General features: G+C 68.7%; 28 protein-coding genes and 1 tRNA gene. 26 read left to right on the forward strand and 3 right to left on the reverse strand.

What is annotated here, in order from left to right; genetic code table 11:
• Positions 1–4 precede the first annotated feature (4 nt).
• The 12 genes from IE307_RS37985 to IE307_RS38040 all read left to right on the forward strand — a co-directional run bounded on the left by IE307_RS37985 (position 5) and on the right by IE307_RS38040 (position 14,427).
• The gene (locus IE307_RS37985; RefSeq protein WP_191304309.1) at positions 5–1,612 is read left to right on the forward strand and encodes an Hsp70 family protein; all 1,608 of its coding nucleotides are present in this window, start codon (positions 5–7) and stop codon (positions 1,610–1,612) included.
• 6 nt (positions 1,613–1,618) lie between these two features.
• A complete protein-coding gene (locus tag IE307_RS37990; protein WP_191304310.1) occupies positions 1,619–4,282 on the forward strand; it encodes a SaeA-related protein in 2,664 nt (887 codons plus the stop codon).
• A complete protein-coding gene (locus tag IE307_RS37995; protein WP_229905489.1) occupies positions 4,260–5,468 on the forward strand; it encodes a TRAFAC clade GTPase domain-containing protein in 1,209 nt (402 codons plus the stop codon). The genes IE307_RS37990 and IE307_RS37995 overlap by 23 nt, the downstream gene beginning before the upstream one ends.
• 1 nt (position 5,469) lies before the next feature.
• Positions 5,470–7,818, forward strand: coding sequence for a GTPase-associated protein 1-related protein (locus IE307_RS38000; RefSeq protein ID WP_229905503.1), 2,349 nt, complete (start codon positions 5,470–5,472; stop codon positions 7,816–7,818).
• Positions 7,819–7,823: 5 nt separating this feature from the next.
• Complete coding sequence (locus IE307_RS38005) at positions 7,824–9,362, forward strand: TRAFAC clade GTPase domain-containing protein (protein WP_229905504.1); 1,539 nt, start codon at positions 7,824–7,826, stop codon at positions 9,360–9,362.
• A 15-nt stretch (positions 9,363–9,377) separates the two neighbouring features.
• Positions 9,378–9,515: a hypothetical protein gene (locus tag IE307_RS38010; RefSeq protein ID WP_191304313.1), complete on the forward strand. Its 138-nt coding sequence runs from the start codon at positions 9,378–9,380 to the stop codon at positions 9,513–9,515.
• A 105-nt stretch (positions 9,516–9,620) separates the two neighbouring features.
• Positions 9,621–10,307: a (d)CMP kinase gene (gene cmk, locus IE307_RS38015; protein ID WP_229905505.1), complete on the forward strand. Its 687-nt coding sequence runs from the start codon at positions 9,621–9,623 to the stop codon at positions 10,305–10,307.
• Positions 10,304–10,936, forward strand: a complete 633-nt coding sequence (locus tag IE307_RS38020) for a lysophospholipid acyltransferase family protein (RefSeq protein WP_191304315.1) — start codon at positions 10,304–10,306, stop codon at positions 10,934–10,936. Before cmk ends, IE307_RS38020 begins: the two co-directional genes overlap by 4 nt.
• A complete protein-coding gene (gene der / locus IE307_RS38025) occupies positions 10,933–12,354 on the forward strand; it encodes a ribosome biogenesis GTPase Der (protein WP_191304316.1) in 1,422 nt (473 codons plus the stop codon). The genes IE307_RS38020 and der overlap by 4 nt, the downstream gene beginning before the upstream one ends.
• A gap of 84 nt (positions 12,355–12,438) precedes the next feature.
• Positions 12,439–13,071 carry a response regulator gene (locus IE307_RS38030; protein ID WP_229905490.1) on the forward strand — a complete coding sequence of 211 codons (633 nt, stop codon included), beginning with the start codon at positions 12,439–12,441 and terminating at the stop codon, positions 13,069–13,071.
• Positions 13,072–13,271: 200 nt separating this feature from the next.
• Positions 13,272–14,180, forward strand: coding sequence for a sensor histidine kinase (locus tag IE307_RS38035; RefSeq protein ID WP_229905491.1), 909 nt, complete (start codon positions 13,272–13,274; stop codon positions 14,178–14,180).
• Positions 14,181–14,353: 173 nt separating this feature from the next.
• Positions 14,354–14,427: transfer RNA gene (locus IE307_RS38040), tRNA-Pro, on the forward strand.
• Positions 14,428–14,539: 112 nt separating this feature from the next.
• Here the strand turns inward: IE307_RS38040 and IE307_RS38045 are convergent.
• The 3 genes from IE307_RS38045 to IE307_RS38055 form a co-directional block, all read right to left on the reverse strand.
• Positions 14,540–16,120, reverse strand: a complete 1,581-nt coding sequence (locus tag IE307_RS38045; RefSeq protein ID WP_191304319.1) for a LacI family DNA-binding transcriptional regulator — start codon at positions 16,118–16,120, stop codon at positions 14,540–14,542.
• Positions 16,120–16,524 (reverse strand): hypothetical protein, encoded by a 405-nt coding sequence (locus IE307_RS38050; protein WP_191304320.1) that lies wholly within the window; start codon positions 16,522–16,524, stop codon positions 16,120–16,122. The genes IE307_RS38045 and IE307_RS38050 overlap by 1 nt, the downstream gene beginning before the upstream one ends.
• A 165-nt stretch (positions 16,525–16,689) precedes the next feature.
• Positions 16,690–17,115 (reverse strand): helix-turn-helix domain-containing protein, encoded by a 426-nt coding sequence (locus IE307_RS38055; protein ID WP_191304321.1) that lies wholly within the window; start codon positions 17,113–17,115, stop codon positions 16,690–16,692.
• Positions 17,116–17,352: 237 nt separating this feature from the next.
• Between IE307_RS38055 and IE307_RS38060 the strand changes: the two genes are divergently transcribed.
• The 14 genes from IE307_RS38060 to IE307_RS38125 all read left to right on the forward strand — a co-directional run bounded on the left by IE307_RS38060 (position 17,353) and on the right by IE307_RS38125 (position 24,667).
• Positions 17,353–17,634 carry a helix-turn-helix domain-containing protein gene (locus IE307_RS38060; protein WP_191304322.1) on the forward strand — a complete coding sequence of 94 codons (282 nt, stop codon included), beginning with the start codon at positions 17,353–17,355 and terminating at the stop codon, positions 17,632–17,634.
• Positions 17,635–17,785: 151 nt separating this feature from the next.
• Positions 17,786–18,097, forward strand: coding sequence for a helix-turn-helix domain-containing protein (locus IE307_RS38065; RefSeq protein ID WP_191304323.1), 312 nt, complete (start codon positions 17,786–17,788; stop codon positions 18,095–18,097).
• 144 nt (positions 18,098–18,241) lie between these two features.
• Positions 18,242–18,553, forward strand: coding sequence for a hypothetical protein (locus IE307_RS38070; RefSeq protein WP_191304324.1), 312 nt, complete (start codon positions 18,242–18,244; stop codon positions 18,551–18,553).
• The gene (locus tag IE307_RS38075) at positions 18,550–19,281 is read left to right on the forward strand and encodes an exonuclease domain-containing protein (protein WP_191304325.1); all 732 of its coding nucleotides are present in this window, start codon (positions 18,550–18,552) and stop codon (positions 19,279–19,281) included. Before IE307_RS38070 ends, IE307_RS38075 begins: the two co-directional genes overlap by 4 nt.
• On the forward strand, positions 19,278–19,997 hold the full coding sequence (locus IE307_RS38080; RefSeq protein ID WP_191304326.1) for a hypothetical protein: 720 nt from the start codon (positions 19,278–19,280) through the stop codon (positions 19,995–19,997). The genes IE307_RS38075 and IE307_RS38080 overlap by 4 nt, the downstream gene beginning before the upstream one ends.
• Positions 19,994–21,199, forward strand: coding sequence for a hypothetical protein (locus IE307_RS38085; RefSeq protein WP_191304327.1), 1,206 nt, complete (start codon positions 19,994–19,996; stop codon positions 21,197–21,199). Before IE307_RS38080 ends, IE307_RS38085 begins: the two co-directional genes overlap by 4 nt.
• Positions 21,196–21,558: a hypothetical protein gene (locus tag IE307_RS38090; RefSeq protein ID WP_191304328.1), complete on the forward strand. Its 363-nt coding sequence runs from the start codon at positions 21,196–21,198 to the stop codon at positions 21,556–21,558. Before IE307_RS38085 ends, IE307_RS38090 begins: the two co-directional genes overlap by 4 nt.
• Complete coding sequence (locus tag IE307_RS38095; protein WP_229905492.1) at positions 21,555–22,097, forward strand: HNH endonuclease; 543 nt, start codon at positions 21,555–21,557, stop codon at positions 22,095–22,097. Before IE307_RS38090 ends, IE307_RS38095 begins: the two co-directional genes overlap by 4 nt.
• Positions 22,094–22,417 (forward strand): hypothetical protein, encoded by a 324-nt coding sequence (locus tag IE307_RS38100; protein WP_191304329.1) that lies wholly within the window; start codon positions 22,094–22,096, stop codon positions 22,415–22,417. Before IE307_RS38095 ends, IE307_RS38100 begins: the two co-directional genes overlap by 4 nt.
• Positions 22,417–22,722 (forward strand): hypothetical protein, encoded by a 306-nt coding sequence (locus IE307_RS38105; RefSeq protein WP_191304330.1) that lies wholly within the window; start codon positions 22,417–22,419, stop codon positions 22,720–22,722. The genes IE307_RS38100 and IE307_RS38105 overlap by 1 nt, the downstream gene beginning before the upstream one ends.
• Positions 22,719–23,000, forward strand: coding sequence for a hypothetical protein (locus IE307_RS38110; RefSeq protein ID WP_191304331.1), 282 nt, complete (start codon positions 22,719–22,721; stop codon positions 22,998–23,000). The genes IE307_RS38105 and IE307_RS38110 overlap by 4 nt, the downstream gene beginning before the upstream one ends.
• 40 nt (positions 23,001–23,040) lie before the next feature.
• The gene (locus IE307_RS38115; RefSeq protein WP_191304332.1) at positions 23,041–23,958 is read left to right on the forward strand and encodes a hypothetical protein; all 918 of its coding nucleotides are present in this window, start codon (positions 23,041–23,043) and stop codon (positions 23,956–23,958) included.
• Positions 23,955–24,464, forward strand: coding sequence for a hypothetical protein (locus IE307_RS38120; RefSeq protein ID WP_191304333.1), 510 nt, complete (start codon positions 23,955–23,957; stop codon positions 24,462–24,464). The genes IE307_RS38115 and IE307_RS38120 overlap by 4 nt, the downstream gene beginning before the upstream one ends.
• Complete coding sequence (locus tag IE307_RS38125; protein WP_191304334.1) at positions 24,461–24,667, forward strand: hypothetical protein; 207 nt, start codon at positions 24,461–24,463, stop codon at positions 24,665–24,667. Before IE307_RS38120 ends, IE307_RS38125 begins: the two co-directional genes overlap by 4 nt.
• The last annotated feature ends 22 nt before the right edge of the window (positions 24,668–24,689 follow it).

The raw sequence follows: 24,689 nt of genomic DNA on the forward strand, positions 1-24,689 counted from the left end.
CGCAGTGGGTATCTACGGGATCGACCTCGGCACGACGTACTCGTGCGTCGCCCACATCGACGACACCGGACGCCCGACGATCGTGAAGAACGCGATCGGCGAGGACACCACTCCTTCGGTGGTCTTCTTCGAGACGCCGGACAACATCGTGGTGGGCAGGGACGCCAAGAGCTCCGCGAAGATCAGCCCGGCACTGGTGGTGTCGCTGATCAAGCGACAGATGGGCGACAAGGTGTCGTTCACGTTCCACGGCACCGAACACACGCCTGAGAGCGTCTCCGCGCTCATCCTCCGCGAACTGGCGCGAGCGGCCGCTGAACACACCGGTGAGACGGTGCACGACGTTGTCATCACCGTGCCCGCGTACTTCGGGGTGAGCCAGCGGGAGGCCACGCGCAACGCGGGCAAGATCGCCGGGCTGAACGTCATCGACGTGGTCCCGGAACCGGTGGCCGCGGCGCTGCACTACGACGCCATGAACACGGGCGAAGACCGCACGATCCTCGTGTACGACCTGGGTGGCGGCACGTTCGACACCACCGTGATCCAGTTGAACGGCAAGGACGTCTCGGTTGTGTGCACGGACGGCGACCACCACCTCGGCGGTGCGGACTGGGACGAGAAGATCGCCGGCTTCCTGCTGGAGGCCTTCGTCTCGGAGCACCCCGACGCCGGTGCGGCCGACAGCGAGGACTTCCTGCAGGAGCTGGCGAACGCCGCGGAGGAGCTGAAGAAGGCCCTGTCCGTCACGACTTCGCGGCGGCACAACATGCGGTTCGCCGGTCAGGTGACGCGGGCGGAGCTGACCCGAGAGGTGTTCGAGCAGAGCACGGCGGAGTTGCTGGACCGCACCATGGACATCACAGCGCGAACCGTGGAGACCGCCAGGTCCCGAGGTGTGAGCGAGTTCGACGACGTGCTGCTGGTCGGCGGCGCCACCCGGATGCCCGCGATCGCGCAGGCGCTGCACGCGAGGTTCGGCTTCGACCCCAAGATGCACGACCCCGACCTGGCGGTGGCCAAGGGCGCGGCGTTGTTCGGGCTGATCCAGTCGGTGAAGATCGCTCTGCCGGAGGGCGAGGGCGCCGGCACGCCACCGAGCGAGACCGCGGTGGCGCTCGTCGCCGACCAGCTCGGCATCGCACCGGAGCAGGTGGCGCAGCTCGCGGACAAGAAGGTCGTCACCGTGTCGCCGCGAGCCTTCGGAGTGAAGATGCTCAAGGGCGACTCCGACGTGCACTTCATCGACCACCTGATCAACGCCAACGACGCACTGCCGGCGTCTCCTCCGTCCAAGCAGTACTACACGCGCTACGACCGGCAGGTCTCGATCCTGATCGAGGTGTGGGAGCAGGCGGGTGCGCGGGCGTCGGAACTGCCGGAGGACAACGAGAAGATCGGCGACGGTCTGATCAGCGGGCTACCGCCCCTGCCCAAAGGCTCCCCTTTGGACGTGACGTTCCGCATGGAGCACAACGGAACGTTGCGTGTGCACGCCGTGGAGCTCAGCACTCGCAAGGACCTCACGATCGAGCTGATGATCGACGGGCTCAGCGGCGACGAGGTCGAACAGGCGCGGGACGTGGTGGCGCGCTACACCGTTGGCGGGTAGTCGCTGATGACGGACGACTTCGACGCCTATCGCGACACGGTCCTCGACGCGGCGCGCACCGGCGGGAACGTGCCGCCGACCGACCTCTTCGTGCGCTACCACCTGGATCCCCGTGCTGTCGGCGACCCCGCGGAGTTCACCCGCCGCGTCGATCTGGTGGTCAAGTACTGGCGGAAGCTCAAGCTGCAGAAGAAGTACCTGGCGCTCGCCACCGCGTTGCTGGCGGCGGACACCGATCTCCGGCGCAAGGGCCTGATGAACCTCGAGGCCTTCACCAAGCGGCGGGACGAGAGCAGAGGCGATGCGCGCGGCCGGCTCGACGAGGAGATCGTCGTCATCGCGGCGGCGAGGCCGTGTGTCACGCAGGCCGGACTGCGCAGGCTGATCGCGTCCATGGACAACGTGTTCTCCGCGCAGGAGGTCCAGGAGGCGTTGGCCCGCAGCGGTGTCAGGGTGATCGACCCGCCCTGGGAGCTGCCGGCGGGACACCCGATCCCCGCGGTGAGGTCGCTCAGGGCGCCGCTCACTGCGCTGGGCTTCCAGCTCTCGCCGGAGGCGCTGTTCGGAACGGAGGCCGTGCGCAAGGGATTCGTGCTGCGCAAGGGTTTCCGCCTCGCTGACGGGCGGACGCTGACCGCGGACGTGCTGGAGAAGGCACGCGTCGAGCAGGCGAGGAGCAAACAGGACGAGCGCAAGACCGCGATGGACAACGTCCTCGCCATCCTGCTCAACGCGGCGACCCAGGCGGCCAACCTGGAGGAGTTGCTGCTGTGGGAGATGAGGGAACAGCTGCGCCCGGCGATCGAGGCGGGTGAGTCCGACAAGCTCGTCGCGCTCGTCGCCACCAGGCTGGGACTCGATTCCGAGGAGGCGATCGAGCTTGCGGTCACGCTCGCCGGTCAGAGCGGGGAGACGCGGCGCGGTGGTGACGCCACCCTGCAGATCGCCGAGGCGTTGCGCGCGGGCGAGCTGATGGAGGCGCGCAGGTTGCTCGACGGTGTGCCACCGGGGGAGTGCGCTGAGCTGAGGACCCAGCTCGACGAGACGTTGCGGCGCGTGGCCGATCACGTGGCGCGGGCCGAGAAGGCGTTGCGGGAGGGCGACTCCGAGGAAGCCGCCGGACTGTTCGCGGCGGCCGCCGAGCTCGCGCGCGACGACGACGCGCTGACAGCCAGGGTGTCGGACATCCCGCCTCCACCGGTGCCGGAGGTGTCCGCGGGGATCGACTCCGCCCGAGTCGTGGTGCGCTGGGCCCCGAGCCAGGCGCGCACGGCCGGGGTCAGGTACCGGCTCGTCCGGTCGGCCGGCACGCCCGCGGTGACGAGCTCGGCCGGGGAGACGGTGACCGAGACGCAGGGCAACGAGGCGTCCGATGACCTGCCATCGCCCGCGGTTCCGCTTCATTACACGGTTTTCGCGTCTCGTGGCGAAGCGTGGTCGGTGGGGACGAGCGCACCGGCGCTGGAAGTCGTGCCCAAGGTGGCGGACGTCGTCATGCGCACCGACGAAGGCTCGGTGAGCGGGTCCTGGCGCGCGCATCCGGCCGCTACCGAGGTGGTCGTGATCCGCACCGCCGGCGGCGAGGGGACCGAACGGCGGATACCCGTGACAGCATCCACGTTCACCGACAGCGACGTCATCAGCGGCGAGACCTACGCGTACGAGTTCCGTGCCGCGTACCTGAGTCAGGACGGCGAACGGCGCCTGTCGGAGCCGGTGGTCGTGACCGCCAGGCCGGACGCCCGGCCGGACGCGGTGACCGATCTCGCACACGAGGTTCGCGAGGAGCGGGGCGATGCCGTGCTGGTCGTGGCGTGGAGACCACCGCGCGCCGGTGTGGTCGAGTTGCGCACCTCGGCCAGCGCACCGCCGTGGCCCGCGGGCACGCTGGTGACCAAGGCGGAGGCGCAGGGATTCGGCCAGCCGGTGAGCGGCGCCGCGGCGCCTGGTGACGACGGCCGGGTGCGGGTCGCGTTGCCGGTCCGCTCCGGGAGGGTGACCGTCACTGCGGTGACGGTGTCCGGAGACCACGCGGCCATCGGTGGCACCGTGACCCAGTCGCTGGTCGCGGCCGTGACCGGGCTGCGGATCGAGCGGTTCGAGGACGTGGTCCGGGTCCGCTGGGCGTGGCCGCGGGGAGCCACCGCGGTCCTCGTGCGGTGGTGGCCCGCCGCTGAGGGGGACGCGCCGATCCACGTCGAGGAGCAGGAGATCTCCGGGCGTGTGCACACCGACTCCGGTGGTGCCGAACTCAGGACGGGACCGGACTCCGTGACCGTCTCGGTGCAGGCGGTCGCACGGGACCGGGACGGCGAGAGCGTTTCCGCCGCCGTGCGCGCGGCCGTTCCGGGACGGCCGGTCGCGGTCGGCTACTCGATCCGCCAGGCGGGTCTGCCCGGCCGTCGCCGCCTCGACCTCACCCTCACCAGCGACCGCGCGTGCCGGGCGCCAGGCATCGTCGTGGTGCACCGGGCGGACGGGGTTCTGCCGCTGCGCGCCGATCGCGGCCGGGTGATCGCCACGCTGCCGCCGTGCAACCTGACGGCGGGCGTCCCGGTGACCGTGACGCTGCCGGAACGGGTCACCCCGCTGTCCGGCCTCGCCTGCTTCGCCGACCCCGCTTCCACGACCGCCGACGAGGTGACCCTTGTTCCCCGCACTGTTCGGTAACGGGCTGCACTGCCCGTACTGCTACCGGTCGTTCCGCGCCAGGGAGATCCGCTTCCGGTGCTCGGGCCGGGTCGGGACGAAGAAGCGCTGCGAGACGAAGCTCGACCGCGTCCTGGCCGACCAGATGGGGGACCACGACCCGCAGTACCCGGTGTTCGACGGCGACGGCCGCAAGTCCACCGCGGTGCACGACGCGTGCTACGCCGAGACCCACTACCGGGTGTGCCCGCGCTGCCACAGCCAGCTTCCCGTCCAGTTCGGACAGATCGACAGCAAGCTGATCGCCCTGGTGGGAGCGAAGGACAGCGGCAAGACGGTCTACATGACGGTGTTGTTGCACGAGCTGATGAACGACGTCGGAGCTCGCATCCAGGCGTCGGTGCTCGGTGCCGACGCCTCGACGAGCACCCGGTTCGAGAACGTCTACCAGCGCGTCCTGTACGAGAAGCACGAGCTTTACAGCGCGACCCGCACCGCCGTCGCGGAGAAGGGCGGCCGGCGCCCGCTCGTCTTCAACCTCACCATTCGCGGCCGGAACAAGGTGCGCAGCACCCTGCTCTCGTTCTACGACACCGCGGGCGAGGACATGAACAGCGAGCGGAGCATCGACCAGAACGTCCGGTACATGACGAGCGCGGACGGCATCGTGCTGTTGCTGGACCCGTTGCAGATGAGAGGCGCGCGTCCGCACGTCGACGCGGACGCGTTGCTGCCCAAGCTGGTGCCGGCCGAGGACTCCCCGTCCTCCGTGCTGGCGAACATCGTCAAACAGCTGCAGGGCAGCACCGGGGTCAAGGCGGGCAAGCGCATCGACAAGCCGATCGCGGTGGCGTTCACGAAGATGGACGCGCTGCAAAGCGCGTTGCCCTCCGGCAGTCCGTGGCACCGGACTCCTTCGGAGAGCGCGGCTTTCAACGAGCCGGACAGCGTCGAGGTGCACCGGCACATGCAGGCGTTGCTGCACGAGTGGGCCGGCCGCAACCTGGACGAGACGCTGGCGAACAGCTTCACGCGCTACCGGCTGTTCGGGCTGTCGGCCCTGGGCGAGAGTCCCCGGCTGGAAGGAGAGGACACGCAACGGGTCTCCGAACGCGGAGTGCAGCCACACCGCGTCGAGGACCCGTTCCTGTGGTTGATGAGCGAATTCGGCGCCATCCGCAGGACGACGAAGCCGGCCGGTGAGTGAGATGGGGTTCAGCCAGCTCTACTACACCTCGTGCGAACGCGGACTGGCAGGCCATCCTGGTCTCCAGTTCAACGCGGCGACGCCGGGAGTCCGCCCCGAGGTGATGACCGCGGTGGAGGAGATGACCGGGTATGAACCGCCACCGTCGCTCGCCTACGGCGCGAGTGCGGCCGCGATCGCCACAGCGCCGGTGAACCTCTGCTATCAACCCGGAACCACGAAGACACCGGCGACGATGCTGGCACAGGTCGCCTTCGTGGGCACCGACTACTCGCGCCGGTTCGGCAACTACTTCGCGCACACCCTCGTCACGTCGAACCCGGCGGACTTCGGCGAGGTCCTGCCGATCGAGCTGTGGGGATCGGCGTTGTGGACCCGGGAACCGGTCGACGACCCGGACCTGCCCGTGCTCGGCGGCCTCACCCCTGGCGGACTGGACCGCGACGCCGTCGCGGCGTTCGTCACCGCGCATCGCGGGGAACGGCACCTGCCCGCCCTGCTGACCGCGATCGACCTCGCCCTGCGTCCGGAAGGTCGCAGGGTCGTGGTGGTCGAGCGCGACGCGGCTGCGGTGGCCGCCTGGATCGCCGCGGCCTCGTACCTGCTGCCGCGCGAGAGCGTTCGCCGCATGTCGTTCGCCACCTACGAGCACCAGCCGCGGTTCAGCGGGATGCACGTCGTGGGCACACTGGCGGAGTCGGAGGTGAGCCGGGCGGCGTTCGACACCTACCACCTGTTCGACTTCGTGGCCGACGAGATCAGCCAGATCGACGTGCACCCGATGGCGGCGCACCTCGCCTACATGGGCGTGGAATCAGCGGAACTGCTGTGGCGGCAGGCCCGCGAGCTCGCAGACGGGTCCGAGGAAGGTCTCGACGGGTGGTATCCCGTGGTAATGGCGGACGCCGGCACCGACGCCGTCGTCGTGGCGCCGTGGCTCGCCGCGCACGCACGCAGACTCGAAGCGGAGACCGTCGAACGGATCGGTTCGCTGCTCGACGTCAGTGGCTGCTCGCTGGACGCTCTCGCACGGCTCGCGCAGGCCACGGAGGCTGTCGGCGCCACAGGTTTCGCCGAACAGGTCGAGCTCGCGTGGGCGAGGAAGTTCATCGAGACGGCGCCGTCCGGCGGGACTCTGCCGGTGCGGTCCGTCCCTGCTCGCCAGGAAGTGGCGGTGGCACTGGCCGAGCGCCTTCCGCTCGCCGACGCCCGAGCCGCCGCCGCGTTGCTGCACTGGGCGGAGGAGTGCGCCATCCGGGTGCCGGACGACGTGCAGCACCAGACCGGAGCCAGGGCGATCGGCCCTGCGGTGTGGGAAGAGGGCGCGGAGGCGTGGTTGGTGCCGTTGCTGCGCTCGTGGCCCGGAGTGCGGGGCGGGGTGGTCGCGCACATTTCGGCGTCCGTCCACAACAGACTGTCCGATGTGATCGGTCTGCTCTCGTCGGAGCTGGCGCCGTTGTTGCGGTTGCGGGAGGACGGTGGGCTCGCCGTCGCTGTCCTGCTCGCGGACGTGAAGACGGGCCGGATACAGCCCGTCCACGCGCTGGCGAGGCTGGCGTTGTCCGGGCAGGTGCAGCCGGACGTGCTGATCTTGCTGTGGCCGGACGGCTGGACGCACCACGACGCGTTGCTGCTGCTGGACAACGTGGAGAAGAGCCTGTTCTGCCGGCCGCCGCTGCTGCAGTGGCTCAACGAGGCACTGCTGTCGCCGGCGTCCGGTGGTGATACCTATGAACGATTGTGTGCGAAGGTCCTGGAGGAGCCGGTGGTGGGGGTCCTGCCGAGAGAGACCGTCAAACAGGTCAACGCCCGGTTCGAGGCCGCCTCGCTGGTCGACGGGATGGTACGGGCTCGATCAGAGCAGCAGTTCGGGCACGCCATGGACGAGTTCATCGGGGTTTACCGAGGGACTCGCAACGAGCGCCGTCGCGGGGAGCTGATGACGGTGCTCGTCGATAAGGCCGCCGAGGTTCCGCCGGAATGGTTCGCGTTGTTGTACGCGCGACTGCAGGACGTGCGCGACGCCTATCGCTCCGCTGCGCAACCATCGCTGGACCCGCGTCAGGCCGACCCCGCCGTGGCCGCCGACCTCCTCACCGTGGCGCGGTATCTCGGGGACGTCGTCGGTGTGCGGGGGATCAACGCCATGCGCATGGAGTTGCACGAGCAGACCCTGCCCGCGGTGCGGAAGTGGCCGCGTCCCCTGGTCCGGCAGGTCGTCGAACTGCTGCGCCGGCGCGGGCCGCAGGACCTGGCCCGCTGGTTCGCCGACGAGTCGCGGGCGTTCGCGGGGAATCCGCTGGCGAGGTTCCTGCTCGGGCAGATGCGGTCCAGAGAACGGAGGCGGTGATCCTCATGATGCTCGTGGTCGCGCTGGCCCTCGTGGTGATCGTGCCTCCACTGGTGGCGGCGATGACGTTCGCCCAGAAGGTGTTGCGCGGATACGTGGTCTCCCTGGCAGCCGGGTACGGGATGGGCAAGGCGGCGAACGCGCTGGAGGCGAAGAGGCCGCCGGCGAAGCGGTCGCCGAAGGAAGAGCCCGCGTGGGACTTCTACCTGCGTGGTCAAGCGTGGCGGGACATCGTTCACGCCCACCGCGCCGGGGCCGCCGCGGCGAGAGGTGTGATCGCGAAACGTGCCAAGGAGATCGGGAAGAAGCACTTCGAGGACCCGCTCGGCAACAACTGGCTCGGAGCCTTCCACTACCTCGGACTGGCGCTGGGGCTCCTGCTGGCACTGGCCGCTCTCGTGAGCGCCGGAGTGGGGACGGGGCTGTTCCTGTTCGTCCTGCTCGGTTGCAGCTACCTCGCGCTGTACCTGCTGCGGCTCGTCGATGTCGTGATGTTGCGGTTCCGCGGCATCACGATGACGTGCAGGGTGTGCGGACACCGGGTGACCGAGGTGCTGTACGGGTGTCCCGGCTGCAAGACCACCCTGCACGGCGATGTCCGGCCCGGCCGCTACGGCATGACCCGTCGCAGGTGCCAGTGCGGCAAACCGTTCCCGTCGATGATGGTGCTGATGTGGTTCGTCAAGCAGGACGACAAGCCGACCCTGTGGTGTCCCCGCTACCGCGACGGGGAGGAACCGCACCAGCTCACCGGCCACACCGGGGAGATGGCCGAGATCGTGCTGCCGGTGTTCGGCGCGCCGAGCGCGGGCAAGACGCAGCTGATCACCGTGCTGATAATCGCCATGGAGGCGATGACGACCCGATCCGGCGGTGACTTCACCTACGCCGATGACCAGAGCAGGAAGTGGGCGGAGGACGGCAAGCGCAAGCTTGTCGCCACCTCGCGGCCGGACAAGACCAAGATCGCGACCAAGGGCGGTGTCGCACCGCCCGCCTGCTCGGTCCTCGTCGCGCCGCGCCGCGGCACCCGCAAGCTGGTGCACGTGTTCGACGCGGCGGGAGAGATCTTCAGCAACGCCAAGCAGATCCAGGAGCTGCAGTACTTCCGGATCGCGCGGACGTTCGTCTTCGTGGTCGACCCGATGTCGATCAAATCGGTGTGGGACGGGTTCGAGCTCGCGGAGCGCCAGGCGTTCGAGGACCGGCGGGCACAGCAGGAGCCGCACGTCACGTTCTCCGAGACGGTGTCGACGATGACGGCGATGGGCGTGGACCTCGCCAAGATCCACCTGGTGGTCGCGGTGAGCAAGGCCGACCTGGTCAAGCCGATGCTGGCCGATGTGGACACCGGCGACTCGCTCGCGATCAAGGAGTGGCTCGAGGACGTCGGCCAGGGCAACATCGTCCGGCGCATGGAGACGACCTTCAAAGAGGTGACGTACTTCCTGACGGCGGCGCTGCCCGACGAGCACAACGACGCGCATCCGAGCGTCGAGACGTTCGCCGGCCTCACCCTGGCCGATGAAGGGCTTCGTCTGTGACGAGAGAGGTCTGACGTGCACAAACAGCCGTACCACCGGTGGCGGGTGACCGCGTTCGTGCTGACCGTGACCATCGGCTCCCTCATCGTGCTGACCTTCCTGATCCTGGTCGCCTCGGTTCTCGCCGGCCTCGTGATGACACCGTTCGCCTGAGGTCGCCCTGTCCACCCGGTGCCGGTGAGGGCGTCCGCACCAGGCACAATGTGGACCGTGGGTGTCTCGGAGGGAGCTGCTGTGGGCCAGGGTCAGTTGCGCGGTGTGGTCGCTCTCGACGGACCGGCCGGCACCGGCAAGTCCACCGTGGCCAAGCGCCTCGCGATGGTGCTGGACGCCCGTTACCTCGATACCGGCTCGATGTACCGGGCGATCGCGCTGGCGGTGCTGCGCGCGGGTGTCGACCCGGCCGACGAGGCCAAGGTCGTCGCTGTCGCGGAGAACGCGGTGCTCGTCGTCGGCACGGACCCCCGGCAGCCGGGCATCACGCTCGACGGCGACGACGTGTCGTCCGCCATCCGCGGGCCCGAGGTCTCGCTCGCCGTGTCGCCGGTGTCCGCGACCGGGAACGTGCGGGAGCTCCTCGTGGCCCAGCAGCGTGCGATCATCGAGGACGCCGTCGACCACGTGGGCGGGATCGTCGTCGAGGGGCGCGACATCGGCACCGTCGTGACGCCCGACGCTCCGCTGAAGGTGTACCTGACGGCGTCGGCCGAGGCGCGTGCCGCGCGCAGGACCAAGCAGGACAGCGCCGCCGGTCGTGAGTCCACTGTGGACGCCGCGCTGGCCGACGTGCAGCGCCGCGACAAGTACGACTCGTCGCGCGCCGTGTCGCCGATGAAAGCTGCCGACGACGCGGTGGAGCTCGACAACACCGACCTCGACCTGTCGGGCACGATCACCGCGTTGCTCGAACTCGTGGAACGGCGTGGGCTGCGGGTGACCGGGTGAGCGTTCCCGAGGGGACGGTGCCCTGGCTGTTCGACCTCGGACGCTGGATCGGGCGGGTTCCGTACGCCTGGCAGTTCCGGATTCGGGTGCACGGCCGCGACCGCGTACCCTTGAGCGGCGGCGTGGTCGTCGTCGCCAACCACAGCTCGATGGCCGACGGGCCGATCCTGTTCGGGGTGCTGCCCCGGCGCGTGACGTTCCTGATCAAGCAGGAGATGTTCAAGGGCGTCGTCGGCTACCTCCTGGCCAAGATCGGTCAGATCCCCGTCAAACGGGGAGAGGCCGACCGCACTGCGCTGACCAGCGCGTTGTCCGTGCTCAAAGCCGGTGGTGTGATCGGGATCTTTCCCGAGGGCACGCGCGGCGAGGGTGCCGTGGCGAGCGCGCAGAACGGCGCCGCGTGGCTGGCCAAGACGTCCGGTGCGGTGGTGCTGCCGATCGCCTGCCGCGGTACCTACCAGGCCAAGGGCTGGCGGCCCGAGGTCGACGTGCTGATCGGTGAGCCGTTCCCCCTCCCCGAGGGGAAGGGACGAGCGGCACTCGGCGTTGCCACCGAGCAGGTGCGCGATCGCCTGGCGACACTGGTCGCCGAACTTGATGGACAACGTGCGAGTGAGGGAAGACGATGACGGACCTGGACGGCACCTGGGAGGACGAGGCCGACTGGTCAGCCTTCGACGACCTCGACGGCGGTGACGGCGAGCAGGCAGCGCCGCCCCAGCCGGTGCTCGCGGTGGTCGGACGGCCGAACGTCGGCAAGTCCACGCTGGTCAACCGCATCATCGGCCGCCGAGAGGCCGTGGTGCAGGACGTGCCGGGCGTGACGCGCGACCGGGTCGCGTACGACGCGCTGTGGAACGGCCGCAAGTTCACCGTGGTCGACACGGGCGGCTGGGAGCCGGACGCGGTCGGGCTGCAGGCCTCCGTGGCCGCGCAGGCCGAGCTCGCGATGGCGACCGCGGACGTGATCCTGCTGGTCGTGGACGGTTCGGTCGGCGCGACGTCGACCGAGGAGGCCGTCGCGAAGGCCCTGCGCCGCTCCAAGAAGCCCGTGATCCTCTGCGCGTCCAAGGTCGACGACGACAGGCTGATGGCCGACATCGCGTCGCTGTGGTCGCTGGGCCTCGGCGAGCCGTTCCCGGTCTCCGGCCTGCACGGCCGCGGCTCCGGCGACCTGCTCGACGTGATCCTGGACCGCCTGCCCGAAACCCCGCGCGACGACTTCGGCAGCGGCCGCGGCGGTCCCCGTCGCGTGGCGCTGGTCGGCAAGCCGAACGTCGGCAAGTCGTCGCTGCTCAACCGCCTGACGGGCGAGGACCGCTCGGTGGTCGACTCCGTCGCGGGCACCACCGTCGACCCGGTCGACTCGCTGGTGGAGCTCGACGGCGAGGTCTGGCGCTTCGTCGACACCGCCGGCCTGCGCAAGCGGGTGAAGTTCTCCGGCGGCGCCGAGTATTACGCCTCGCTGCGCACCAAGTCCGCGATCGAGACCGCCGAGGTCGCCGTAGTCCTGCTCGACGCCCACGAACCGTTGGCAGAGCAGGACCTCCGCGTGCTGACGATGGTCGTCGAATCCGGCCGCGCCTGCGTGCTGGCGTTCAACAAGTGGGACCTCGTCGACGAGGACCGCCGCACCGAGATGGTCCGCGAGCTCGAACGCGGCCTCGTGCGCGTACCGTGGGCCGACAAGGTCAACATCTCGGCCCTCACCGGCCGCGCCGTGCACAAGCTCGCCCCCGCCCTGCGCACCGCGCTGAACTCGTGGGACACCCGAGTCCCGACCGGCCGCCTCAACCAGTGGCTGACCGAGCTCATTTCCGCCACCCCGCCTCCCGTCCGCGGCGGCAAGCAGCCGAAGGTCCTGTTCGCGACCCAGGCCTCGACCCGCCCGCCGACGTTCGTGCTGTTCACGACGGGCTTCCTGGAGGCGTCGTACCGCCGGTTCATCGAGCGCAGGCTCCGCGAGGAGTTCGGCTTCCAGGGCAGCCCGGTCCGCATCTCCGTGCGCGTGCGCGAGAAGAAGAAGGCCGGCGCCGGCAAGAAGTAGCTCCCCGTGGTTCCCGCCGCGTTTTCCGGGTGATGACCCAACCGACTGGTTGCCCTTTGTGATGGGGTGCGGTTGGTTGGGTCCGTGGCCGTACGCGTGGTGCTAGCCGACGACGAGGCCCTGCTGCGGCGGGGCCTGAAGGTCCTCCTCGAGGCCGACGGCAGGGTCGAGGTGGTGGGCGAGGCAGCCGACGGCGCCGAACTCATCGAAGTCGTCCTGGCCCACCTGCCGGACGTGGTCTTGGTGGACGTCCAAATGCCGGGCGTCGACGGCCTGGAGGCAGTCCGCCGCCTCCGCACCTGGGCCACCCCACCGGCGATAGCCGTCCTCACCACCTTCGACCTCGACGACTACGTGGCAACAGCCCTGGACCTGGGCGCCCAGGGCTTCTTGCTGAAGGACGCAGAACCAGAAGCCCTCATCCGCGCCGTCGTGGACCTGGCAGCAGGCGGCGCGGTCCTGGACCCCCGCATCACAGCCCGCCTGCTCCCCAGACTGCGAGGCTTCCGCGCCAACCGCCAACTGGACTCCCTCTCAGCCCGCGAACGCCAAGTCCTCGAACTCGTAGCGGCAGGCCGCTCGAACCACTCGATCGCCGACCAACTCTGCCTCTCCGAAGCCACGGTGAAGAGCTACGTCTCCACCGTCCTCACCAAGCTGGGCGTGGAGAACCGCGTACAGGCGGCTCTGGTCGCCCACCAGGTAGGCGTCTGGTGAAGGCCGTACTACGCGAAATCGCCACCGTAGGCCTGACCACAGGCGTAGTCCTCCTAACACAAGACCGCCCGTTCCCGTGGTCCCTCTGGGCAGCGGTAGCCGCCTCCCTCCTCCTCTCAGTACGCCTCCGCTGGCCCTGGCTGGCAACACTCCTGTGCGTACCAGCGGTAGCAGGCGGCCTCGGCTGGGCACCAGCACTGGTGGCCCAATTCCGCCTGGGCCTCAAGGAAAAGTCCATCCCACTCCAGCTCTTCTGGGTCCTCCTCCTCACCACCGCCGCGATAGCCCCGGTCCTCCTGACCGAAACCATCCCCCTGGGCCCCCTGCTGCTCGCGTTCGCCTTCGCGTTCGGCCTGGCAGCCGCCCCAGCAGCCCTGGGCGCCCTGGTGACCACCCGCAAGGAACTGACTCAATCGCTGTACGAAACCCGCAGAGCCAGAGCAGCAGAACTAGAGGCCCAAGAAACCTCAGCCAGAGCCGCGGAACGAGCCCGAATAGCCCGCGAAATCCACGACGCAGTGGGCCACCACGCCACCCTTATCGCAGTCGAGTCAGCAGCCCTGGCCGCCACCGCCCCAGACGACACAGTCAGAGACACAGCACTACGCCTACGAGCCCTGGCAAAGGAATCACTCTCGGAGATGCGAGCAGCCCTCGGCCTCCTCAACTCCGACACCACCTACCCGTCCCTGCAAGAACTGGTCGACCGAGCCCGAGTAGCCGGCATAGACGCAACTCTCTCGGAAACCGGCGACACCCCACTGTCCCCAGCCGTCTCACGGGCCCTCTTCCGAGTGGTGCAAGAAGCCCTCACCAACGTGACGAAACACGCACCAGGCGCCTCCGTGACAGTGACAGTCGACCGATCCTCACCAGTACGGGTAACAGTCGTCAACGGCCCAAGCGACCAACCACCCCCACCCGACAGCGGAGGCGCAGGCCTGCACGGTCTCTCCGAACGAGTCCGCCTAGCAGGCGGCACCCTCACCACCTCGTACAAGCCAGACGGAGGCTTCACCGTCAGCGCGGTCCTACCGCCCGGTAAGCCGAAGGTTGACGGCCAAGACTCGACTTTCGGAGGTGGCGCCCGCGACGCCGCGACCGCATAGTTCTAGGCGTCGGTCGAGGATCGGGGGATCGGTCGGACCGAGGGACGCGGGGACCCGAACTTCGGGTCCCCGCCGTATTTCCGCAGCTAGCGGCCTGTTGCGGGGGCCGTTTTTGATCTCTGTCCGCGGTGTTGTAGGATTTCTCATGCACGCCGGGAAACCGGCGGTGTGGCCGGGACGTGGCGCAGTTTGGTAGCGCACTTGACTGGGGGTCAAGGGGTCGCAGGTTCAAATCCTGTCGTCCCGACGGTCGAAACAGCAGGTCAGGGGTGGTTTCCTCGGGAGAGGGACCCACCCCTGATTCGTCTCACAGGGCCTCTGGGGAGAATCTCGGGAGACGATCATGAAATATGCGGTCGTCACGTCAGTCCGAGCGTGCGCCGACGCACCTCGCCCCGACCCTGCTCGCTGACCTTCCGGGCGCGCGTCCGCAGCACCTCGTCCAGAGTAGACACCGGCGACCGCGGGTTCATCGCGAACCGGGCATCCACCGCCGACTCCCACGCCGCCGTCAGGTCCTCAAGCAAACGACCGCGCATCTCCTTGGTGACGTGCGAGTAGCGGCCCTGCACGCTGCCGTCCATGTGACCCATGCGTTCGTCCTGCAGCGGCTTCGGCACGCCGAGCTCAACCATGAACGTCTTGTGCGAGTGCCGCAGCCCGTGCGGTGTGAGGCCCTTGGCGATCGGCGTCCAGCACGAGTCGGCCCGGCCGGTGGCGTTGCGGCCGCGCGCCGGCACCCCTGGCCACGGCTCGGCGAGCACAGGCACCGGGTGTTCGGGATACGGAGACTTCTTGGGATACCAGCCTGTCGCCGCGGGCTGGAAGAGCCACGTCGCGAAGCCGTTGCGGCGCCAATGCGGCGCCGTCTCCCCGCCGGCCGCGCCGCGAACGAAACCGAGTTCGGTGATCGCCTGCTCCACCTGCAGGCGGGTCTCGTCAGCCACGCGGCCTGGGTGGTTGAGTACGTTCGAGACGGTGCCGGTCGACACCCCGGCCCGCCGGGCAACGTCGACGAGCTTCGCGCCGGGTCGCTTCGTTGCGCCGTTTGAGGCGTGCGCGCCGCGGAACACGTAGCTGCGACCGTGGCACGCGCACGGCTCCGGCCCGGTTCGGGCGATGTGGTCGGACAGCAGACGCGACAGAAACGCAGGCGCATCGATGTCACGGTACGAGTCGTCCTTCGGCGGGCAGCGATGCAGCACACCGGTGTTCAGCTCGTACAGCTGCCACTCGACGCGGATCGACCGAAGCCGCGCGTACTCGGTCTCCAAGCCGACGAGCTCACCCCAGCGCATCCCGGTGTAGTACTTCGTCACCATCGCCACGAACTCGTCGTCGCGGCCGGCCAGCAGCGCGGCGCGCTCGGCGAGCAGCAGGGCGCCGAGTGGGTCGGTGATGACCTTCTCAGGCCCGCGGACGCTCGTACGGCCAGCGCGCTTCCCTCGGCCTCGACGTCGCGCTGCGGGGTTGGACTCGAGCAGGTCGTCGTCGACCGCGTCCGCGAGGATCAGGTGAAGGGTGCCGCGGAAGTTGTTGATGCTGGCCGGGCTGTAGTCCGCGGCCCGCTTGCCCTTCTCCCACTCGGCGATGTCGAACGCGGTGATCGCGCCGATCTCCATGTCGCCGAAGAACGGGAGCAGGTGCACCTCGAGGTTGCCCTTGTAGGACTCCATCGTGGACAGCGCGAGGTCCTGTGCGGCGTACCAGCGTGAGGCGTAGTCGAGGAACGGGGTCTTCCCTGTCGCCGGATCGCGCCAGGAGCCGGCGCGCACCTTCGCCTCCTCGTCGTCGGCGGCTTTCTCCGCGTCACGTTTCTTGCCGAACCGGATCGTGGTGCCGCGGGCGTCCGCGACGGTGCCGTACTTCCCCGGGCTGATCTTGTAGCGCGCCCGGTAGTACGGGCCGTCCTTGCCAGTGCGTTTCTCCGCGTAGCCCATCAGGCGGCTCCTGTTGCGTCCTCCGCGCGCGCAAGGTCGAGAGCTAGGCGCGCGGTGTGCCGATCGATCACGAGGCGGTCGGCGATCTCGGTGGGGTCTGCGCCATGAAGGATGGCAGGGAGCTCGTGCCGTGGGGCAAGGAGGCGGGCAACCTCGTTGTGCACAGCCACTTCTTCAACGTACTCGCGGCCGATGCGGGCCGGGCCGCGAAGCAGGTGAACGAACTCGTGCACGAGCGCGACGTGGAGCTGGCCCTTCGTGAGGCCGTCCTTGACCGTGATGAGGCGTGCGGCGAAGTCGACTTCGGCGAGTCCCACATCGGGGACGCCACGGCGGATGGTGAGTTCCTGCGCGTGACCAAGCAGCGTGTCGAGCAGCTGGAGAAGCGGCGGAATCTGGTGCACGGCGCCGATAGCGCTGATCGGGTAGTCGCCGTTACGGACGTTTGGGTACGCGGGGTGGAATCTTCACCTCGTTGGGGCAACTTCTCGATGAATGTCTGGTTGCCTGTAACCCTCGCGCTGCTCCATCCGTGTAACTGGTGTACGTGTGCAAGTAACCGTTCGTAACTAGTCTTCCTGGGGTGGGTTGTACGCCGCCTTCGCGACCCGGTGGTCAGCCAGCGTCGTCACCGGGAGCTCCACCACGTTGTCGTTCTTGCGCGTCTCCCGCTCTGGATTGCGAGCCTCCCGCCCCGTGGCCTTCAGGAGCTGCCGGACGATCTCCCTGAGCAGGCTGCGCTGCTCGAGGTTGAGCAACTCGACACCGGGGAGTTCGACCGGAGTGTCGATCAGCACGAGTTCCTGCATCTTCGCGAGAGGAAGCTCGACGAAGGCAGCCGAGATCTTCTTCAGGGTGCCCTCGTGAGGCAGTGTTCTGCCTTGGAGGAACTCGTTCGCCGTGTTCTTGCTGATACCGACTGACCGCGCGAACTCACCGGCGGACATGCCGGCCGTTCGCGGATGCGTGCTGAGGTAGTCACTGAAGTGACCCATCGGCGAGCCTCCGGACGGGTGTGGGGTGTCGGTGATCCGCCCGTCCTGCGGAACACGGATGCAGTGTCCCACGATCGTTATGTTCCCCAAACTCCGCGTTCTCCCTGCTAGGCCGCCTGAACCTGTTCAGACCACACCAAATGGACTAGGCAACGTCCTGTTTCAATATTGCAGAACAGGACGTTGCAGCGTACGGTCATGGCCTGGTCAAAAGTCAACGATCGAAAGGAGGCGCCGGTGAGGGTGGCCAGCATGCGGCTCATCGTCCGGCCGCGCCTGATCAGGCAGCTCATGGACGTGCACGGCCTGACCATCAGGGGTGTCGCCGAGCAGGTCGGCACCAGCAAGACCACCATCGAGCAGATCCGCGATGGTCAGCGAATCGACACCGACGCTGGCGTGGCGGCCCGCCTGGAGCAGGTGCTGCGCGTCGAACCGCTCTCGCTGTTCTGCAGGATCCGCGAGAGCCTCGCGCCTGAGGCGGATGCCGCTGACGTGCGCGAATCGGACGCCGCATGAGCAGGCTCAGCGTGCGTCGGGAGGTTCTTCAGTTGTTGGCCAGGTCTTCAGTGTGCCCGAATCGTCCTGTTATCGGGTATCAAGAACCGGACGTCGAGGGGTTGGCAACGCCGGACGTGGACGGCACCGGCCCCGCCTGGAGCGTCGCCTGATGTCCGAGTTGCCGCGCCTGCACACCGCACAAGAGGTCGCCGAAGCCTTGGGCTGCTCCGAGTGGTTGGTGAACGACCGGGCGCGCAAGCGCGAGATCCCCTTCACCAAGGTCGGCCGGACACACATGTTCAGCGCCGAGCAGTTCGCGGACATCGTCGCGATCTTCGCGAGCACACCAGAGGTGCCGAAGGCACGGACGGCTTCCGCGCCGCGCCGCAGCGCGCCAGCGCGCTCACAGCAGCGCCCTGTGGCGGAGTCCGTCACGCGCCTCCAGCCGCGGCCGCCGCGACGACAGCCCAAGGCCGGATGACACACCCAGAACGACGAAGGCCGCCCACCACGCCGGATCGCACCCGGCATCGCAGACGGCCAACCATTCGCCACTGAACTAGGGAGTCCAACCCCTATGCACAGCAAGGATCGCACATCTTTGGGCGCGAACGCACCTTCCTTGGTGTGTGACGCCGCCCAGCGCGAGCAGACCAAGCAGCTCGCCACCGCCGCCGCGTTCGCCATCAAGGGCGACTGCGAGCACTGCGGTGGCACCGGTTACAGCGACCAGACGGTCCGCCAGATCGTGCACTGCTTCAGCCCGTCCGGGTTCGGCTCGGACTGGGAACTCGCCCGCGTGCACGCGGCGATCGACTCCGCCCGCTACGTGCGCTGGACCAACGACATCACCGGTCACGACCTCGTCGTCTCGATCGACGGCGAGCCCTACCGGTTCCAGGTGAAGAAGCCCGCACGGGCGGAGGACGCCGCGTGACCGCACCTGCCCGCACGTGGGCCGACGAGCCGATGACCGCGTTCGACATCGAGAGCTCCGGCATCGATACCTCCACGGCCCGCATCGTCACCGCCTCGGTCGTCACGATCGTCGGCTCGACGCCGCGTGTTCGGTCGTGGCTCACCGACGTGGGTGGCGAGGAGATCCCTGCCGAGGCAACGGCCGTGCACCACATCACGACGGAGCACGCCCGCGCGCACGGCATCCCGGCCGCAGATGCGGTGCGGCAGATCCGGGACGCGTTGATCGAGGCGCTGTACGCAGGCCGCCCGCTGGTGATCTACAACGCCCCCTTCGACCTGACGATGCTGGATCGCGAGTGCCGCCGCTACGGCATCGAACCGCTCGGCGCCGCCAGGGTTCCGCTGCGTGTGATCGACCCGCTCGTGATCGACCGCGCCACCTCTTACCGCAAAGGGTCGAGGAAGCTCGTCGACGTCGCCCGGCACCACGGGATCACGCTCACCGAGGACGAGGCGCACACGTCCGCTGGCGACTGCCTCGCGACCGCGCGGGTGGCGTGGTGTCTCGCGAAGCGCACTCCCGCTGGGCGGATGAACATCGATCAGCTGCAGGCGTATCAGCGCGAAGCGCACTCCCGCTGGGCGGCAAACCTCGAAGCCTTCAAACGCGGCCGGGGCGAGGACATCACGATCCCTCGGCACTGGCCGATCGTCCCTTTCGAACTGGTGGGAGCTGAAGCATGACGACGCAGATGGACACGGACCTGACGCCGGCCGACGTGCACGAGGAGATCCGGTCGACCCTCCCCACGCAGGGCGACGCCGCCCAGCCCGCCGAGGAAGCGCCTGTTGTCGAGGAGGTTCCGGCCGTCGAGGAGACGACGGTCAAGAACCTCAACGCGATCCTCGTCCGCGCCGCGGTGGCGCACCGCAACGCTGATCGCGCCAAGAAGGCCGACGAGGCGGCCAAGGCCGACGTCGTGAAGGTGTTGGGTCGCAAGGGCTCGCTGCCGGTGATGAACCCGCTCAACCCCGCCGAGGAGTTCGTTCAGGTCACCGTCTCGAAGCTCACCTACTCGGCGAAGGTGGTCGACCCGGCCGCCACCAAGGGGTGGATCGAGGCGCGGTACGCGGACAAGGTGGAGAAGCGGAAGCGCATCACCACCAAGTACCCCGCGCACGCCATCATCGAAATCCTCGAGAAGCTGGCGCCGTTCCTGCTCGAAGAGGTCGACGTCATCCCCGACCACGTCCTCAACGAGCTGACGCAGAAGTCCCGGCAGGCTCAGCAGCCGATGGGCTTCGGCGGTGAGGTCGGCGAGGACGCGCCTCCCGGCATCGTCGTGGAACCGAGCGACCCCAAGGTGTACGTCACGTTCCGCAACGCGGACGTCGTCGACGACCTGCTCATCAAGGGCGTCATCGACATGGAGGGCAACCTGCTCGGCGGTGCCGAGTGACCGCGCCACGCCTCCGCCGCCCCACCGGCAAGGGCGGTTGGCAGAGGGCGCTGCTCACGGGCGACGAGTCCGGCATCGTCGATGCCGCCTGGGCCGCTGCCGCGTTCACCGCCGACGACCGGCTCGTCACCACCTATTGGCTGGAGCTCAACCCCGGCGAGACCGGTGACGTGTTCGGGGCCGCGCCGAACGCCGACTTCGAGATCCTCGACCACGACGGCACCTGGGCTGACATCATCGACCAGGTCAACGCTGCCTGGGAAGTCGCGCATGACGTCGCCTCCAGCGGCCCGTACCCGTCCGCGCTGATCGTGCACGGCATGTCGGGCGAGTGGATGATGCTCTCCGACCTCGCCGACCGCCGCGCCCGCCGCCGTACCGCAGCCGAGCTGATCCGTCGCGGTGAAGACCCGGCACCCGCGTACTCGTCCGACATCAAGGTCGAGGTCGACCCGGACGTGTGGACGCTCGTTGGCCGCCGGCATCGCGAACTGATGGACAAGATCAAGTCCTGGCCGGGCCCGGTAATCCTGATCGCCCGCGAGAAGCGCCACGCCGACGGGCGCTGGATCCTCAAAGCACAGGACCAGCTTGGGTTCGACGTCACCGCGTGGGTCCGCTTCGCGCGCGGCGAAAAGCCGGAGATCGTGTCGTTCCTGACGCCCGAGCGCGCCCGGCTGAACTCGCGTCAGCGGCGCGAACTGCGATCGAAGTTCACGCTGTCGCGGATGCTGTGGGACTGGTCCGGCTGCACCGTCGACACGCCAGTGCCCGTGGGGCGCACGCTCAACGCCGACCAGCCCATGCCAGGCGAAGAGCCGCCCGTGCGCGCGGTGGCCGAGCGCCGGCCAGTCGCGCCACGCCCGCTGCCCCCGCCTCCGCCGTCGAGGCCTGCGCCAACGCCTCCTGAAGGGGGTACGTCCGAGTCGCAGGGCGCGCGGGTATACCGCCTGGCGGAGCGGTGGTTGGCGCTGGATCAGCGTGACCAGGTCCCGACCCTGTGGGCGGAGATGGCCCGCGAGGGCGACGAGATCATCGCCACCGACGTCTCCGGCCTGCTGACGCCCGAAGAGCGCGAGCTCTTCGAGGTCGCGGAGCACCAAGCTCTGCCGCTACAAGCGCTCGCGGACTCCATCGCGCGGCACGTGCTGCACACCGGTACCGCGATCAGGTCCTTGCTCGCGGTCGGGGTGGCCTCGTGAGTGCCGCCCTGGTGCGGACGGGGGTGGTCACCGTGTGCTGCGGTGGCCACCGCCCGTCCGGGTGCTGTGACAAGAACTGCGCGCCGTGCTGCCCGGAGTGCGTCACCTGCCCTGAGGTCCATCTCCTCACCCCAGCCCAGCGGACGCTGAACGCCGCGACCGCACGGGAGCAGCGCGCCCTCAAGGTCGTCGAGCAGTGGTGGGCGCAGACCCTCGCCATCCGGGCCCGCGCGGATGCCCTCGTCGACAACCTCGCCGCGTACACCGCGACGTTCATCCGCGTCGTGGACGTCTTCGAGCCCTCAGGGTTGGCCGCAGCCCGCGCGGTTCTCGCTGACCTCGACGGAGGTCAGACGTGAGGCACACGCCACTGAACCCCGGCAAGCCGATCGAGCGCCGCACCGAACTCAAGCGCCGCACCGAACTCAAGCGCGGCGCTGGCCCCAAGAGGACGGCTACCCCGACGGCCTGCAAGGCCGCCAATGCGACTGCGGCACCGAAGGGCGCGAAGGCACCACGCAACACGGGCCCCACCAAGAAGATGCGCGACGCCGTGCTGGAACGCGACGAGCACACCTGCCAGCGCTGCGGTCGCGGCATCCACGGCCAGCCCTACTCGCTGCAGCACCTCCTCCCTCGCGGACGTGGAGGCAAGAACACGATGCGCAACCTCGTGACGGTCTGCGGATCAGCCACCACACCGGGCAGCTGCCATGACTTTATTGAGCACCAGCAGCGTCGGCAGGCCACCTGGGAGGGGTGGCTGGTGCCCAACGGCATCAACGCCGACGACTGGCCAGTCAAGAGGTTCGGCCGGCAGTACGCGAAGCCCGGAGTCAACGGGTGGGTCCCGGCCAAGCAGCACCCGCTGCAGGCCGAGATGGAGCTGGCGGCATGAACCCCGAGGCACGCATGAACCCCGAAGGCACGCGCGTCGCGCTGAGGTTCAGCGGCGAGCGGTACTGGACCGCGTACGAGGGGAAGGGCTACTTCGAGAAGTTCCTCACCGACGAGGACCTCGCGACCTGGATCGTGCTCGCTGCACCGCGTCACGTCGAGCGCGTCACCTGCCCATGGTGTGGCCGTAACGGCCGCGCTCTCGACGAGCGCGGCCGGATCCGGTGGCACTTCGCCCACACGCCGGGCTTCTACACCGACCGCTGCCAAGGCACTGGCCGTCTTCCTTCCGACTACCGCGCCGCTCCAGGAGGTGTGTGATGAGGCAGGCGAGGACGACAGCCATCGAGCACGGCACCAGCAGAGGGTTCGACGCGCACGCGACCCGTGGCGAAGAGCCCTGCGCCGGCTGCAAGCAGGCCCACACGATCCGGTCCACCGCCGCGAGGATTCGCCGAGAGAGCCAGGACACCGTTCGCGTGCAGGCGGCAGGTCTCGGTGAACTGTTGATCGACTGCGGTGAAGAGGTCTGCCACAAGTTCGGCGAGTTCTTCGGGCACGAGATCGTCGCCGCCTGCATGGACCGCGCCGCGGCGAAGGCGTGGGCCGAGAAGAGGTCGGCATGACCGCGACGCGTCGCCGTGCGCTGCCTGCCGCTCTCGTCCTCGGGCGTCCGCACGCCACCTGGAAGTTGTGGGTGCGCTGCATCGAGGGCCGCGAGCCAGCCGAGTCCTTGCCGACCAGGGATCGGGAAGACCTCGTGTGGCACCTCGTGCACGAGCTCGGCTGGCTCGACGCGGAGGTCGCCGAGCACACGCGGATGACGGAGTACACGACCGCCCGCATCCGAGAACGGCTTGGGCTGCAACCCAACGCCACCAACACCATCACGGCCGCGGCATAACCGCGCCTCCCAACGCACCTCAAGGAGAGGCACCTATCCCATGACCTGGTTCCGGATCGACGACAAGTTCGCGGAGCACCCCAAGGTGAGGCGACTCGCCAAGGACCGTGTGCCCGCCGTCGGTCTCTGGACGCTGTGTGGGGTCTGGTGCGCAGACAACACCACGGACGGGTTCGTGCCGACCGAGGTGGTTCGTCGGCACGACCCCCGTTTGAGGCTCGCGAAGCGGCTCGTCGAAGTGCGTCTGTGGCACGAAGTTGAGCGCGAAGGCGAAGTTGGATTCGAGTTCCACCAGTGGTCCGAGCACCAGCCGACGAAGGAAGAGATCGATGAGAAGCGTCGCAAGACCGCCGCGAAGGTGAAGGCGTGGAGGGCCAGAAAGGCTGCTCAGAGGCTTGAGGAGCTGGAGGAGTACCTCGGTGAGGAACCCGAATGTAACCCGGTTACACGAGAGGTTACTAACCAGGTTCGTAACCCTGCCCCCGACCCGACCCGACCCGTAAGTACTTCTCCTGACGGAGAAGTACCCCCCTCACTTCGTTCGGGGGAGACGCGCCCGCGGGCGCAGACCGCCAAGAAGGCGAAGGCATCCCGGATCCCGAGCGACTTCACGGTGACGGCCGAGATGGTCGAGTGGGCGCGGGAGAAGACCCCGCTCGTGGGACGAGCCGAGACCGAAAACTTCGTGGACTACTGGACGGCGGCCACGAAGAACGCGTCGAAGCTCGACTGGGTCGCCGCGTGGCGCACCTGGATGCGACGTGCGCAAGCCGACGCGGAAGCCCGCCAGCCTCGGCGGCCCGCGCTGAACGGCAACCACCACGGCACCGTCTCCGGCTCAGCCCGAATGGACAAGGCGCTCTCCGCGCTCGTCGACGACGACCCGTACCTCACCCAGTACGCCACCCAGCAACCCGTTGAAGGGCTGCTGGTCATCGAAGGAGGCCGCACGGCATGAGCGACACCCCACCCACGACGGGCATGACCGTGGCCGAAGCCGGCCGTGTCCTCGCCGTCGCAATCGTCCTTGACCCGCGACTGCCGCAGCCGGACGCCCAGGGCTTCATCCGCGGCGTCTGGCACGACGCCCTCAAGGCGCTGTCGTTCCAGGACGCCTACGACGCCGTGATCGCCTACTACTCGTCCGAGGAGTACAGGGCGGAACGCCACTCGATCGCACCCGCTGACGTGGTGGCGTGGGCGCGGAAGCTCCGCTCGGTCGGCAACGCCCCGGCGTACAAGGCGCTTCCCGGCCCGGCGCCAGCATCGGACGAGACGCGAGCGTCTGCGATGTCAGCGGCACGCGAGTTCTTCGGCCGACACCCGCAGTTCAACCAGACGTTCGCGATGCCATGGTCGAAGCGCGGCCGTGTCGTGCGGACCAGCGCCGAAGACGCGCGGCGTCGTGCTGAAGCAGCGGCAGAACTCGACCGCGTTCGTCAGAGCCAGGCGAACGAGTCATGAGCCACAAGAACCGCTTCGGCGACGACGAGAACGACGAGCTGACCTCAGACCCTCCTGCGCCTGTGGTGCCACCGCTGGCCGAAGGGCCGCGTGAGTGCAGCAAGTGCGCCAAGGGCTGGATCGACCGCGAGAAAGCCGTTCCGTGCCTCGACTGCCGCCCGCACCTCGCCGAGGGCCGCCGCGTGCAGCTCGGCCTGCAGTAGCCCGCTTGATCAAGACCACCCC

The organism is Lentzea cavernae (assembly GCF_014653695.1).
Taxonomy (GTDB): domain Bacteria; phylum Actinomycetota; class Actinomycetes; order Mycobacteriales; family Pseudonocardiaceae; genus Lentzea; species Lentzea cavernae.